Annotated in this window: 12 protein-coding genes; 8 read left to right on the forward strand and 4 right to left on the reverse strand. The window is 73.4% G+C overall.

The window, feature by feature from the left end:
* Positions 1 to 15 precede the first annotated feature (15 nt).
* Positions 16 to 1,929, reverse strand: coding sequence for a neutral/alkaline non-lysosomal ceramidase N-terminal domain-containing protein (locus tag BG418_RS16775; RefSeq protein ID WP_188274692.1), 1,914 nt, complete (start codon positions 1,927 to 1,929; stop codon positions 16 to 18).
* A 195-nt stretch (positions 1,930 to 2,124) separates the two neighbouring features.
* On the opposite strand from BG418_RS16775, the gene BG418_RS16780 reads away from it, so the two are divergent.
* The 4 genes from BG418_RS16780 (at position 2,125) to BG418_RS16795 (ending at position 6,032) form a co-directional block, all read left to right on the forward strand.
* A complete protein-coding gene (locus tag BG418_RS16780; RefSeq protein WP_188274693.1) occupies positions 2,125 to 3,216 on the forward strand; it encodes a sialidase family protein in 1,092 nt (363 codons plus the stop codon).
* 10 nt (positions 3,217 to 3,226) lie between these two features.
* The gene (locus BG418_RS16785; RefSeq protein ID WP_188274694.1) at positions 3,227 to 3,904 is read left to right on the forward strand and encodes a uracil-DNA glycosylase; all 678 of its coding nucleotides are present in this window, start codon (positions 3,227 to 3,229) and stop codon (positions 3,902 to 3,904) included.
* Positions 3,901 to 5,016, forward strand: a complete 1,116-nt coding sequence (locus BG418_RS16790) for a BadF/BadG/BcrA/BcrD ATPase family protein (RefSeq protein WP_188274695.1) — start codon at positions 3,901 to 3,903, stop codon at positions 5,014 to 5,016. Before BG418_RS16785 ends, BG418_RS16790 begins: the two co-directional genes overlap by 4 nt.
* A gap of 95 nt (positions 5,017 to 5,111) precedes the next feature.
* Positions 5,112 to 6,032, forward strand: coding sequence for a sirohydrochlorin chelatase (locus BG418_RS16795; RefSeq protein WP_188274696.1), 921 nt, complete (start codon positions 5,112 to 5,114; stop codon positions 6,030 to 6,032).
* Positions 6,033 to 6,107: 75 nt separating this feature from the next.
* Here the strand turns inward: BG418_RS16795 and BG418_RS16800 are convergent, their stop codons facing one another.
* A complete protein-coding gene (locus BG418_RS16800; protein ID WP_188274697.1) occupies positions 6,108 to 7,151 on the reverse strand; it encodes a lactonase family protein in 1,044 nt (347 codons plus the stop codon).
* A 116-nt stretch (positions 7,152 to 7,267) separates the two neighbouring features.
* Positions 7,268 to 8,791 carry an FUSC family protein gene (locus BG418_RS16805; RefSeq protein ID WP_188274801.1) on the reverse strand — a complete coding sequence of 508 codons (1,524 nt, stop codon included), beginning with the start codon at positions 8,789 to 8,791 and terminating at the stop codon, positions 7,268 to 7,270.
* Positions 8,792 to 9,071: 280 nt separating this feature from the next.
* Between BG418_RS16805 and BG418_RS16810 the strand changes: the two genes are divergently transcribed.
* The 3 genes from BG418_RS16810 (at position 9,072) to BG418_RS16820 (ending at position 10,779) form a co-directional block, all read left to right on the forward strand.
* Positions 9,072 to 9,551 carry an Lrp/AsnC family transcriptional regulator gene (locus BG418_RS16810; RefSeq protein ID WP_188274698.1) on the forward strand — a complete coding sequence of 160 codons (480 nt, stop codon included), beginning with the start codon at positions 9,072 to 9,074 and terminating at the stop codon, positions 9,549 to 9,551.
* Positions 9,552 to 9,639: 88 nt separating this feature from the next.
* Positions 9,640 to 10,338 carry a type 1 glutamine amidotransferase domain-containing protein gene (locus BG418_RS16815; protein WP_188274699.1) on the forward strand — a complete coding sequence of 233 codons (699 nt, stop codon included), beginning with the start codon at positions 9,640 to 9,642 and terminating at the stop codon, positions 10,336 to 10,338.
* A gap of 117 nt (positions 10,339 to 10,455) precedes the next feature.
* Entirely contained in the window at positions 10,456 to 10,779 is a 324-nt protein-coding gene (locus BG418_RS16820) for a cupin (RefSeq protein ID WP_188274700.1), read from the forward strand.
* On the opposite strand, the gene BG418_RS16825 is transcribed toward BG418_RS16820, so the two are convergent.
* Positions 10,763 to 11,698, reverse strand: coding sequence for a tellurite resistance/C4-dicarboxylate transporter family protein (locus BG418_RS16825; protein ID WP_188274802.1), 936 nt, complete (start codon positions 11,696 to 11,698; stop codon positions 10,763 to 10,765). The two genes, BG418_RS16820 and BG418_RS16825, sit on opposite strands and share 17 nt — an antisense overlap.
* 261 nt (positions 11,699 to 11,959) lie before the next feature.
* On the opposite strand from BG418_RS16825, the gene BG418_RS16830 reads away from it, so the two are divergent.
* The gene (locus tag BG418_RS16830; RefSeq protein WP_188274701.1) at positions 11,960 to 13,012 is read left to right on the forward strand and encodes a chitinase; all 1,053 of its coding nucleotides are present in this window, start codon (positions 11,960 to 11,962) and stop codon (positions 13,010 to 13,012) included.
* The last annotated feature ends 94 nt before the right edge of the window (positions 13,013 to 13,106 follow it).

A 13,106-nucleotide genomic window follows, 5' to 3' on the forward strand; every position in this document is an offset into this window, starting at 1 on the left:
CACCGACCGCCGCGTTCAACCGACGTCGAAGGGCTCGCTCACTCCGGTGAACGGGCCCTTCGCCGTGTCCCCGTGGTACGCGAGCCGGTAGCGGCCGGGCGGGGTCGCGGGCGGGGCGGTCCAGGTCACGGTGGCGATCGACGTCGAACCGCCCGAGCGGGACCAGCGGAAGATCGTCGACCAGTCACCGTCATCCGCTATGCGCTTCCAGCCGTCGGCCGTCCAGTGCTCCACGGACAGGTAAGTTCCGCCCCTGCGCAGGTCGTTGCCCGGGTGCGCGGCCACGAACGAGGCCGTGGCGCGGCGGCCGATCACGGCGAAGGAGAGCACGTCGCCGAAGGCACGGCCGGGGTGCGGCGCGTCCGAGGCGCGGTGGCGGTGCCGTCTGCGTACGGGCACGGCGGGCTCGGGGACGCCCCGGTCGACGGGGACGCCGTCGCGCAGGGCGGTGGCGAGCGCGGCCACGGTCTGGCAGAGCGCGGGCAGCTCCCAGCGTCCGAAGAGCGTGCTGCCGCCCTCGTACTCCTGGGCGTCGTACTCCTCGGGCGTCGTCACGTAGTGGAGGTAACCGTTGCTGTATCCGGCGACGAGGACGTTCTCCAGGGGCGCGCCGAGGATCGCGGCGGCGGTGCGGCGCAGTCGGAGCCCGGCGACGATGGTGACCTCGCCGGGGATCCCGATGAGGAACAGCGGCCCGATGCGCAGGAGTTGGACGGGCGCGCGCTCCTGGACCATGGGGCGGACCCGGTTGACGGGCCCGGCGGGCAGGGCCAGCGCCTTGGGATGCTGCGCGTCGCGGAGCTTCGGTGCGAGCGGATAGAGGAACCGCCGCGAGAACGCGTCCCAGAGGGGGTTGACGCCGGGCCTGAAGCCCTTGAAGCCGGGGCCGTCGACCCACGCGCCCGCGAACGCGGCCGCACCGCCGACGGGAGGCGAGGTCCGATGCGTACGACCGTCTCCGGTGTGCTCGGGTCCCACTTCGACGGCCGACAAGTGCACGTACGTAGTACGTGTGTCGATGCCGCCGGACATCTCGGCGCCGCGCAGCGCCGCCGCGGCCTCGTACTGGCGGGTGCCGATCACCCGGGTGTTCTCGAACTGGTCGCCGGTCGGGCCACTGCCCGGCGACAGGCCCAGGTTGGGCGACATGTCACCCGCGTTGGTCTGGGCGAAGGCGGTCACCAGCTCCGGCGTGCCGTCCGCGAGGTAGTCGGCCCCGGCCACCAGGCGCTCCCAGTGGTAGGCGGCATAGCCCTTGTTGTCGGCGCTGATCAGGCGGTTGCGGTTGGTCATGCTGGTGTTGTGGGTGGCGAACCAGTTGACGGCGCCCACTATTTGACCGTCCCGTTCGAGGGTGAGCAACGTGGTCTGGGGGTCGACGGCCGCCGGGAAGTGCGCGCGGTCGGCGGCCGGATTGCGCGCGAAGGCGCGGTGGGAGCGGTTGACGCTGGCGCCGGTCAGCTCGCCGTGCGCGAGGCGCAGCACGGTCGGCGCCAGGTCCTCGATCGCCGCGTGCGCGGCCTCGGTGATCCCGTCCGTGATCGCGGCGAACGTACGCTCCCTGAAGCCCCCGGTGTTGCTGTTGTACAGCTCGTGGTGGAAGTAGCCGCCGGGGCCGCAATGGGTGTGGGTCGCGGTGAGCATGACGTTGGACGCGTCGTACCCCTCGGGCAGCCGTCGCAGCACCTCCCGTACGACGCTGTCGGCCATCAGCGGCAGCTCGCACACCACCAGGAGCACCCGGTGACCTGCCGCCCGGTCCACGAAGGCGAAGGCACGGGCGCGCTGGCGGGTGTGGATCCCGGCGCTCTGCTGGTCCGCCTTGCCGTACCCGAGCATGCCGCACTCGGCGGCCTCACCGGTGATGTCGGCGATGCCGCGCCCGGCCAGGAACGCGGGGTCGGCCGGGTCGGTCGTTCCGTACGTCATCGTCGCTCCGCTCTCGTCGGGCCCGTGCGGGGTGACTCGTACCGGTGACTCGTACGGGTGAAAAGGGCGCCGAGGCGTGGAAGCGATCGGCTCCACACCCTCTGACCTGCGCGGACGCCGTCTGCGGGGGCCGCTGTCAGTGGTGGGGTGCAGACTGGCCACTATCCGGAACAACGGCGTTTTGGAGGGGTCGGGATGACCGACGTTCTGCTCACCGTGGGGACACGCAAAGGACTCTTCGTCGGCCGCAGGCACGGCGGCGGCAGCTGGGAGTTCGACGGTCCGCACTTCAATGCCCAGGCGGTCTACTCGATCGCCATCGACACCCGGCGAGCGGTCCCCCGGCTGCTCGTCGGCGGGGACAGCGCGCACTGGGGACCTTCCGTGTTCCACTCGGACGACCTGGGCAAGACCTGGGTCGAGCCACCTGAACCGGCGGTGAAATTCCCCGAGTTCACGGGGCGCTCGCTTGAGCGAGTATGGCAGCTGCACCCGGCGGGCCCGGAGGCGCCCGACGTGGTCTACGCGGGGACGGAACCGGCCGCGCTGTTCCGCTCCGAGGACGGCGGGATGAGCTTCGAGCTCGTGCGGCCGCTGTGGGAGCACCCGACACGCTCGCAGTGGGTGCCGGGCGGCGGTGGTGAGGGGCTGCACACCATCGTCACGGACCCCCGGGACGCGCGGGCGGTGACGGTCGCGGTCTCCACGGCCGGGGTGTTCCGCACCCGGGACGGCGGCGAGAGCTGGGCGCCCGCCAACAAGGGCGTGTCGGCGGTGTTCCTGCCGGACCAGCACCCCGAGTTCGGCCAGTGCGTGCACAAGATCGCCCAGGACCCGGCCGACCCGGACCGGCTGTATCTGCAGAACCACTGGGGTGTCTACCGCAGCGACGACGGCGGGGGCGAGTGGCAGGACATCGGCGACGGACTGCCCTCCACCTTCGGGTTCGCGGCCGCGACGCATCCGCGCCGCCCGGACACGGCGTATCTGTTCCCCATCACGGCCGACTCCGACCGGGTCCCGGCCGGGAACAAGTGCCGGGTCTACCGCACCGAGGACGCGGGCCGCAGCTGGGATCCCCTGACGGCGGGGCTGCCTCCCGAGGCGCACTACGGGACGGTGCTGCGCGACGCCCTGTGCACCGACGACGCCGACCCGGCCGGGGTGTACTTCGGCAACCGCAACGGCGAGCTGTACGCGAGCGCCGACGACGGGGACAGCTGGCACCTGCTCGCCTCGCATCTGCCGGATGTGCTCTGCGTACGGGCGGCGGTGATCCGCCAGTAGAGTGACGGCCGTGGCAGCACGACCGTTGAAAGAGATCGTTGAGCCCGGCTGGGCGGACGCTCTGGAGCCCGTAGCCGGACGGATCGCCTCGATGGGCGACTTCCTCCGTCAGGAGATCGCCCAGGGGAACACCTACCTCCCCGCCGGACAGCATGTGCTGCGAGCGTTCCAGCAGCCGTTCCACGAGGTGCGGGTCCTCATCGTGGGACAGGACCCGTATCCGACGCCCGGGCACGCCGTGGGGCTCTCGTTCTCGGTGGCCCCCGAGGTGCGGCCGCTGCCCGGCAGCCTGGAGAACATCTTCCGCGAGATGCACACCGACCTGGGCCTGCCCAGGCCCTCCAACGGGGACCTGACGCCCTGGACGCAGCAGGGCGTCCTGCTGCTCAACAGGGCGCTGACCACGGCGCCGCGCAAACCCGCCGCGCACCGGGGCAAGGGCTGGGAGGAGGTCACCGAGCAGGCCATCCGCGCGCTGGTCGCGCGCGGGACACCGCTGGTCTCGGTGCTGTGGGGCCGGGACGCCCGCAATCTGCGGCCGCTGCTCGGCGAGCTCCCGGCGATCGAGTCCGCGCATCCGTCGCCGATGTCGGCCGACCGGGGCTTCTTCGGGTCGCGGCCGTTCAGCCGCGCCAACGACCTCCTGGTCCGCCAGGGCGCGCAGCCGGTCGACTGGCGTCTGCCGTGACCTCCGGCGCCGACGCCTGGGTGCTCGGGGTCGACTCGGGCGGGTCCGGGGTGCGGTTCGCCCTGGGCCGGGCCGAACCGGGCGCCCCGACCGAGGTGTTGGTGTCAAAGGAGCCGGTGCGGACCGGCCCCGCCGGGATCGACGCCGGGCAGCTCCTCGGCCAACTGCTGCCCGCCGCCCGGGAGTTGCTGGCACGGACCGGGGCCGAGCGGGTGGCGGCGGTGGCCGTGGGCGCCGCCGGGATGGCCTCGCTCGGCGACGACCTGCGGGCCCGGCTGCCCTCGGCTCTCGCCGATTCCCTCGGCGTGACGCGCCTCGCGCTGGCCGCCGACGCCGTGACGGCGTACGCGGGGGCGCTCGGGCAGCGGCCCGGGGCGGTGGTCGCGGCGGGCACCGGGATGATCGCGCTCGGCACGGATCTGACGGGGTGGCGGCGGGCTGACGGCTGGGGGCATCTGCTCGGCGACTGCGGCGGCGGCGCGTGGATCGGCCGCGCGGGCCTGGAGGCGGCCCTGCGCAGCCACGACGGCAGGCCCGGCGGGTCGGCGGCGCTGCGCGAGCGCGTGGAGGCGCTGTTCGGCCCGGCGCCGGAGCTGCCCGGGTTGCTGTACCCGCGCACCGACCGGCCGGCGGTGCTCGCGTCGTTCGCCCCCGAAGTGGCGCGCTGCGCGCCGTTCGACCCGGTCGCGGCCGCGATCCTGCGCCAGGCGGCCCGGCACATCGCCGACGCGGCGGCCGCGGTGTGCCCGGACGGGGTGCGTACCACTGCGGAGTCGAGCGCCGACTCGTCCACCGGCGGGACCACCACCACCGGCTCGGGCGAGGCCGGTTCGCACGTTTCCAGCAGCCTCCTCTCCCCTCCCACCAGCGCGGGCGAAAGTGTGAGCGAATGCGAAGTCGCGCTCACCGGTGGGCTGTTCAGGATCGGCGGCCCGCTGCTCGTCCCCGTACGGGAAGAGCTCGCCGCGCTGTTGCCGCGCGCGCGGACCGTCGACGCGGCGGGGGATCCGCTCGCCGGAGCGGTGCTGATCGCCGCCGCGCTGGCCCGTGGCGAGCTGCGACTGCCGCACGACCCCCGCATGTTGTGCGTCACGACAGAGCAGGACACTTGAGGGCAATATCACTGACCGGATAAATGCGGACAGATACCGCTCACCTGCCCCCTACCCGAACAGCCGCGCACGCAAAGCCAGTAGCATGCGGCGCCATGAGCTCCCCCACTGGGCCCGCATCCGGCCTGCCTGTACGAATGCCGCGACCCCGCCAGCCAGGGCGGCACCGCCGCCCGGAACCGGTGGTCGCTCCCGAGGGCGCGCCCGCCCTCGTTCTCGCCGTTCCCGGTACTCCTTCCCCCGCCGTGCGCTCGCTGGCCGAGGAAGTCATCAGCATCGCGCGCTCCGAGCTGCCCGGCCTCGACGCCCGGATCGGCTACCTGGACAGCGCCGACCACGAGTACCCCACGCTCGACGCCGTGCTCGCGCACGCCGCCGCCGAGCGCACCGCCCGCTTCGAGCAGGCCCGTGCCGCCGGTCAGGACGTCACGGCGCCCGACGGCCCCGTCGCCGTCGTCGTGCCGCTGCTCGCGGGCCCCGACAGCGCGCTGATCCGCCGCGTGCGCCAGGCCGTCATGGACAGCCGCGCCGCCGCCGAGCTGACCGACGTCCTCGGCCCGCACCCGCTGCTCGCCGAGGCGCTGCACGTACGTCTCTCCGAGGCCGGTCTGGCCCGCGCCGACCGCGCCCGGCTGTTCACGGTCGCGACCGCCGCCGACGGCATCATCCTGGCGACGGTCGGCGGCGACGAGGCCGTGCAGGCCGCCGGGATCACCGGCATGCTGCTGGCCGCCCGTCTCGCCGTGCCCGTGATGGCCGCCGCGCTCGACCAGGAGGGCTCCATCGCCGCGATGGCCGACCAGCTGCGCGGCTCCGGCTCGATGCAGCTCGCGGTCGCCCCGTACCTGATCGGTCCCGAGGTCGGCGACGGTCTGCTGGACGCGGCCGCCAAGGAGGCCGACTGCCTGGCCGCCGACCCGCTGGGCGCCTACCCGGCCATCGGCAAGCTGGTGCTCTCGCAGTACGCGGCGGCGCTCGGCATCACCCCGCAGCCGCAGGGCTCGCCGGTGCACTGACGCCAGGCACCACACGAAGGGCCCGCACCGGACGAACGGTGCGGGCCCTCGCGCGTGCGCGCGCGTGAAGGCGCCTCAGCCGAAGACCACGCACGAGGCCGCGGGCGCCTCGACCGAACCGGCCCGGCGCGGGATGCCGCTCTCTTCGTACAGGTCGAACCAGGTGACGTCGCCGGAGCGCTCGTTGGCGGCGTACAGGCGGCGGCCCGACGGGTCGAGGGTGAGGTCGCGCGGCCAGTGGCCGCCGCAGTCCACCGTGGCGACCAGCGCGGCCCGCTCGCCGTCCGGGTCGAGGGCGAGTGTGGCGATCGAGTCGTGGCCCCGGTTCGCGACCCACAGGAAGCGCCCGTCGGGCGCCACGACGACCTCGGACGGGTACGTCCGGTCCGTCACGCCCTCCTGGACCACCCGGGTCTCCCGCAGCGGCTCCAGGACGCCCCGGACGGCGTCCCAGCGGCAGAGGACGACGGTGGGCGCCAGCTCGTTCAGTACGTACGCGTGGCGGCCGTCGGGGTGGAACGCCAGGTGGCGGGGGCCGGAGCCGGGGCGCAGCGCGCACTCGCCGTGCGGCCGCAGGACGCCCGTCGCCGGGTCGAGCGCGCAGACGCGTACGGAATCGGTCCCGAGGTCGACGCTCACCAGCCAGCGCCCGCTCGGGTCGGGCAGCACCTGATGCGCGTGCGGACCCCGCTGGCGCTCCGGGTCCGGCCCGGAGCCCTGGTGCTTCAGTACGTACGCGGCGGGGCCCAGGCTGCCGTCCGGGCGCACCGGGAGCGTGGTGACGCTGCCCGAGGTGTAGTTGGCGGTCGCGAGGTGGCCCGCGAACAGGGCGAGGTGGGTCGGAGCGGCGCCGTCCACCGGCACCGGTTCGCCGAGGAGGACCGGGGTGTCGCCGGTGACGTCGAAGGCGGCGGCCGTGCCGTGCTCGCTCTCGCCGACCGCGTACAGCACGGTCGAGTCGGCCGACAGGGCCAGGAACGACGGGTCGGCCAGGGCGTCGGTGGCGCCGAGCGGGGTGAGCGCACCCGTCCCCGCGTCCACGGCGGCGACGGTGATCCCCCGTCCGCCCGCCGTGGTGAACGACCCGATGAATGCCCGCCCGGCGCTGCTCTCGGCCACCGTTGCTTCCCCTCTCGCGCGACTGTGCGCACCGGGGCCGCGCCCGGCGCTGATGGCCGCGACGGTAGCAGGCGGTCTAGACCAACCCCGCGAGGCGGGCGGCCGGGCGCTGAGGCTCAGCCCGTGAGGGCCGGGGCGCGCGTCGAGGTGCGCAGGGGCGTGGCGAGGTCGGCGAGCGCCCGCTCCAGGTCGTGCAGATGCGCCAGGGCGGCCTCGGCGGCGTGGTGGTGCTTGGCGGGTGCGGGGACGGTCGCGGCGGTCTGGGCGACAGCCACCGGCACCTGGTCCGTGACCGCCGCCGGGGTGACCAGCGCCTCCACCGCCGCCTCCACGCGGCGGCAGGCCGCCGTCAGGCGGGCGTCGTGCGAGGCGGCGGGGTCTGCGGCGACGGCGGTCAGGCCGTGCACCTGGCGGGCGCAGTCGTCGAGCAGCGCGATGATCTGGCGGGCGCGCGACCTGCGGCCCTTGAACGGGCTGAGCGGGTGGACCAGCGGGGCCAGCGAGAGGCGGACCCGGCCGAGCAGCAGCTCCAGCTCGGCCGCGTGCGGCGTCGGGTCGGCGCTGTCGTCCCCGGCGAGGCGGCGGGTCGCGGCGCTGGTGCAGCCGCGTACGCAGTGCAGGGCGCGCTCGATCCAGGCGTCCGTCGCCGCGTGCGTGGTGACCGGCAGGACGAGCGCGACGGCCGCCGCGGCGCCGATCGCGCCCACCGCGGTCTCCTCGAAGCGCAGCACGAGCAGCCCGGGGTGCAGCACACCGAGCAGCCCGTAGAGCAGTCCGGCCATGACGGTGACGAAGAACATCATCCAGGAGTACGACACCGGAGCCGTGTAGAAGATCCCGAAGACGCAGACGGCGACGCCGAGCGCGGTGGGCGCGGGCGCGCCGTGCAGCGGCAGTGCGACGACCAGGCCCGCGGCGATGCCCGCGACCGTGCCGAGCACCCGGCGGAAGCCCCGGACCAGGGTCTCGCCGCGCGACGCGGTGTTCACGAAGATCCACCAGGCGGTGCCGACGGCCCAGTACCAGCGCTGCTCGGAGAGCATCTGGCCCACCCCGAGCGCGATGGCGCAGGCCACCGTCGCCTGGAAGGCCTGGCGGGTGGTGGGGCGGGCGAGTCCGCGCCCGGTGAGCGGGGCCGGGGCGGCGGGCGGCGGGGTGCGCCGCTCGAAGCACCAGAGCCCGAAGCGGACCAGCGCCGAGGCCGCGATCGCCAGCCCGATGGCCCCGTACAGCTCGGGCAGCTGCGCCGGGACGGCGTGCAGGAACTGGGTCGTGAAGAACATCATGAAGCCGAACACGCCCAGCGCGTGGCCGCGCGGGCCCCAGCGCCTGGCGTAGACGCCTGCGAAGACGACGGCCAGCCAGGCCGCGTCGCGCAGCAGCGGCACGCCGTGCAGCGCGGTGGCCAGGGCGAGGACCGGGAATCCGACGGCCGGGAGCAGCGCGGTGCTGACCGCCTGGCCCCGGACGGTGGGGTCGGCGACGGTGAAGAGTGCGAGCAGCGCCGCCAGGCCACCGGTGATGGAGGCGGGCAGGGACATGCCGCACAGCTCGGCGGCGGTGACCGCGAGAGTGATGCCGAGTACGGCACGCGCGGAGACCCTCAGTCGTACAAGCCCCGGGTCCGGAGCCACAAACATCCTCTTCACGGCGGTCGCCGCGCCCCCCTTCAGTGGAGAAGCCACCCGCTCACGGCGCGACCCGTACGGGCACGCGTCGACGGACATGGCAAAGGCGCCGCGTCCGGGACCGGCGTCGTCGCCGCCCGGCGCTCTGCGGCGCCGTCTATTTGCTACGTACAACTTGCTACGGAGAAGAGGAAAGCATCCGCAGTGACACTGGCTCAACTGCTCTCGTTCCGACTGAGCCATTGGTACAGTGAAATCGCGTACGGCAGGACCATGAAGGGGCCAACGGACCATGGCAGTGGACGCGCTCGACACCCGCATCCTGCGGCTCCTCATCGAGCAGCCGCGCACGAGCGTGCGGGAGTACGCGCGTCAGCTCGGCATCGCGCGGGGCACCCTCCAGGCGCGGCTCGACCGGCTCGAACGGGACGGGGTGATCACCGGAACCGGCCCGTTCCTCTCCCCCGCCGCCCTCGGCCACCCGGTCCTCGCCTTCGTCCACGTCGAGGTCACCCAGGGACATCTCGACGAGGTGGGCGACGCGCTGGCGGCCGTGCCGGAGATCGTGGAGGCGTTCTCGATCACCGGCGGCGGCGACCTGCTGACCCGGGTCGTGGCCCGCGACGCCGGTCACCTGGAGGACGTGATCCAGCGCCTGATCCAGCTGCCGGGCGTGGTGCGCACCCGCACCGAGGTGGCCCTGCGCGAACGGGTCCCGCACCGGCTGCTGCCGCTGGTGGAAGCGGTGGGGCGGGACGCGGGCACGCCCTAGCGCGGCGTCCTGAATGGCCGCCGTCCGGCGACGGGTCTACGTTCGAGGACATCGGCACGATCGCGACCACCCCCGGAGAACATCTGCCATGGCAAAGATCCTTTTCGTGATGACCGGCGCCGAACACTGGACGCTCGCCGACGGCACCAAGCATCCGACCGGTTTCTGGGCCGAGGAGGCCGTCGCCCCGTACGAGGCGTTCACCGGCGCGGGCCACGAGATCACGGTCGCCACGCCCGGCGGTGTCGTACCGCCCGTCGACAAGGGCAGCCTCGCGCCCGAGGTCAACGGCGGCCAGGAGAACGCCGACCGGGTCGCGAAGGTCCTTGCCTCGATGGACGAGCTCCGCCACCCGCTGAAGCTGGCGGAGGTCGAACTCGACGCGTACGACGCGGTGTTCTACCCCGGCGGCCACGGCCCGATGGAGGATCTGGCGGTCGACGCCGACTCCGGCAAGCTGCTGGTCGACGCGCTCGGCTCCGGCAAGCCGCTCGGCGTGGTCTGCCACGCACCGGCCGCGCTGCTCGCCGCCACCCGCGACGACGGCACCAACGCGTTCGCGGGCTACCGCCTCACCGGCTTCACCAACGCCGAGGAGACCCAGGCGGGCCTCGCGGACAAGGCGAAGTGGCTGCTCCAGGACCGTCTGGAGGCGGCGGGCACCGACTTCCGGGAGCGCGAGCCATGGACCCCGCACGTGGTCGTCGACCGCAACCTGGTCACCGGCCAGAACCCGGGCTCGGCGGCGCCGCTGGCCGCCGAGATGCTCAAGATGCTGGGTTCCTGACCGGGCCGAGTTGCGTACCGCGCAGGAGCCGGAAGGCTGGAGAGCGTTCGAAGGCCGGGGAGCGACTGTACGTACGGACGCGGACCCGGCCGTCCGACTCAGCGAGGGGACACACCCATGCAGGACCTCGCGGCGCTCGCCGGAGAGCATCTGACCAAGGCACGCCTCGCCTCGCACGGCCGCAGCGCCCATCTCATCGTCCACGACGGCGCGCTGCGGCAGAGCGTGATCGCCCTCACCTCGGGCTCGGCACTCGACGAGCACAGCGCCCCACTGGCGTCCAGCCTCCAGGTGCTGAGCGGCCATGTGCGGCTGACGTCGAACAGCGGCAACAAAGAGCTGCGGGCCGGGCAACTCTGCGAGATCCCCAAGGAACGGCACGGGCTGCTCGCCCTGGAGGACTCGGCGGTACTGCTGACGGCCGTCACCGCCGTGATGTAGGCGTACGGACACGGCTGCGCGAGACGCCACCTCGTCCGGTCGCCCCGACCCCCACCCCCCGTACCGCGACGAACACCCCCACCGTCACCACCCACGCCGCCACCGCGACCCACAACAGCACCTCCCCCGGTGTGCGCAGCGCCCCGATGCGCGCCGCCACGCCCGTGGACAGCGCCGCCACGGCGGTCATCCCGAGCGGGAACACGGTCGCCCAGCGCCGTACGTCGTAGTGCGGCCGTGGTCTGACCACCTCGGCCGTCAGCAGGATGGCGTACGCGGCGAAGGCGAGCCCGAGCAGGACGAGCGTCGCCGTGCGCAGCACGTGGTGCGCGGTGCCGCTCCACAGCGGGGACGCGGTGAGCTTCGATCCGGCCAGCGCCGAGATCCCCAGCGCGCCGCCCGCGATCCACTGGTCGCCCGCCCCCTTCCACACCTGCCGTACGTCGAACCGGACCAGCGCCGCCGGATAGAGCAGCACCCCGAGGCAGAACAGGACGAGCGCCGCCCGGCCGAGCCAGTCGCCGCGCCCCGCCAGCGCGAGGTTCGCCGCGAGCACCGCGAGCGCCTGGGTGGCGACGCACACCAGGAAGACCCCGCCGGGCATCCGGCGCCGCCAGTGCCGTACGACCGCGTAGAGCAGAACAGGCCACAGCGCGGCGGCCAGTGCGAGCAGGACGGCGGCGGCGGGCTGCCAGCCGAGCAGCGAGAGGCGCGTGCCGAGCACGGCGGTGGCGGCGACGGCGGTGAGTGCGGGCGGAGTGTCGGCCTCCGCCTCCCAGCGGGGGCGGTCGCGCAGGAACCGCACGGTGAACCGGACGGCAAGGAGCAGCCACACCGCCGAGGCAAGCGCCAGCGCGATCCTGGAGAGGGTCTCGTGGCCGATGAGGTGCAGGCCGACCGAGACGATGCCGGTCGCCATCACCGCGGCGCCCGCCGCTGCGGGGAGGTCGGCCCACCAGTGGCCGGAAGGACGGTTCACCGTGTCATCGGTACGCGGCGACCGCCGGGGCCGCCACCGGGGTGCGCCAACGGGAGCACTCCGGGCATCCCGGACAGGCACTTCGAGACCCCGACTCCCGCTTGGTCCAGACCTATTGACGAAAGGTCTGGACCTCCTTACGGTGTGGCGCAACCGGACCCCGTACGTCTCCAGGTTCCCCACAACCCAGGAGGTTCCGCCATGCTCGGTCGGACGTTACGTCTGCTGGGGGCCGGCCTCGCGCTGGCCTGTGCCGCGCAGTTGCCCGCCGCCGCATCGCCCGCCGCGCCCTCGGCCGACACCTGCGCGGTCAAGCCGAGGCCCACGGGCAAGGTGCTCCAGGGCTACTGGGAGAACTGGGACGGGTCGTCCAACGGCGTGCATCCGCCGTTCGGCTGGACGCCGATCACCGACTCCCGGATCCCCGGCCACGGCTACAACGTCATCAACGCGGCCTTCCCGGTGATCCTTTCGGACGGGACCGTCCTCTGGGAGGACGGGATGGACGCCACAGTGAAGGTCCCCACACCGGACGAGATGTGCCGGGCCAAGGCCGCCGGGCAGACGATCCTGCTCTCCATCGGCGGCGCGGCGGCGGGAATCGACCTCAGCTCCAGCGCGGTCGCCGACCGGTTCGTGGCCACCGTGGTGCCGATCCTCAAGGCGTACCACTTCGACGGCATCGACATCGACATCGAGACCGGCCTCGTCGGCAGCGGCTCGATCACCGAGCTGTCGGCCTCGCAGGCCAACCTCGTCCGCATCATCGACGGCGTCCTCGCCCAGATGCCGTCGAACTTCGGCCTGACGATGGCCCCCGAGACGGCGTACGTGACCGGCGGCAGCGTGGCGTACGGCTCGATCTGGGGCGCGTATCTGCCGATCGTGAAGAAGTACGCGGACAACGGCCGGCTGTGGTGGCTGAACATGCAGTACTACAACGGCAACATGTACGGCTGCTCCGGCGACTCCTACTCCGCCGGCACGGTCGAGGGCTTCACCGCGCAGACGGACTGCCTCGACAGGGGTCTGGTCGTCCAGGGCACCACGGTCAGGGTCCCCTACGACCGGCAGGTCCCGGGCCTGCCCGCCCAGCCGGGCGCCGGCGGCGGCTATATGTCACCGGACCTGGTCGCGCAGGCGTGGCAGCACTACGGCGGCGCCCTCAAGGGCCTGATGACGTGGTCGATCAACTGGGACGGCTCGAAGGGCTGGACCTTCGGCGACAACGTGAAGGCGCTGCAAGGGCGTTGACCGCCCGGGACGCACACCGGAATCCCACCTTCCGAAAACCTGCACACCGCGTGCGCAGACCGGTCACCGCACACCTGTGCTCACCCTGGTCCGT

Origin of the sequence: Streptomyces sp. CBMA152, from assembly GCF_014596475.1 — a bacterium.
Taxonomy (GTDB): Bacteria; Actinomycetota; Actinomycetes; order Streptomycetales; family Streptomycetaceae; genus Streptomyces.

Bases quoted from the DNA above. Each gene is read 5' to 3' on its own strand.
- BG418_RS16780 (WP_188274693.1), top strand. From the start codon at position 2,125: ATGACCGACGTTCTGCTCACCGTGGGGACACGCAAAGGACTCTTCGTC.
- BG418_RS16795 (WP_188274696.1), top strand. From the start codon at position 5,112: ATGAGCTCCCCCACTGGGCCCGCATCCGGCCTGCCTGTACGAATGCCG.
- BG418_RS16805 (WP_188274801.1), bottom strand. From the start codon at position 8,791: ATGTTTGTGGCTCCGGACCCGGGGCTTGTACGACTGAGGGTCTCCGCG.
- BG418_RS16815 (WP_188274699.1), top strand. From the start codon at position 9,640: ATGGCAAAGATCCTTTTCGTGATGACCGGCGCCGAACACTGGACGCTC.
- BG418_RS16820 (WP_188274700.1), top strand. From the start codon at position 10,456: ATGCAGGACCTCGCGGCGCTCGCCGGAGAGCATCTGACCAAGGCACGC.
- BG418_RS16830 (WP_188274701.1), top strand. From the start codon at position 11,960: ATGCTCGGTCGGACGTTACGTCTGCTGGGGGCCGGCCTCGCGCTGGCC.
- BG418_RS16810 (WP_188274698.1), top strand. From the start codon at position 9,072: ATGGCAGTGGACGCGCTCGACACCCGCATCCTGCGGCTCCTCATCGAG.
- BG418_RS16825 (WP_188274802.1), bottom strand. From the start codon at position 11,698: ATGGCGACCGGCATCGTCTCGGTCGGCCTGCACCTCATCGGCCACGAG.
- BG418_RS16775 (WP_188274692.1), bottom strand. From the start codon at position 1,929: ATGACGTACGGAACGACCGACCCGGCCGACCCCGCGTTCCTGGCCGGG.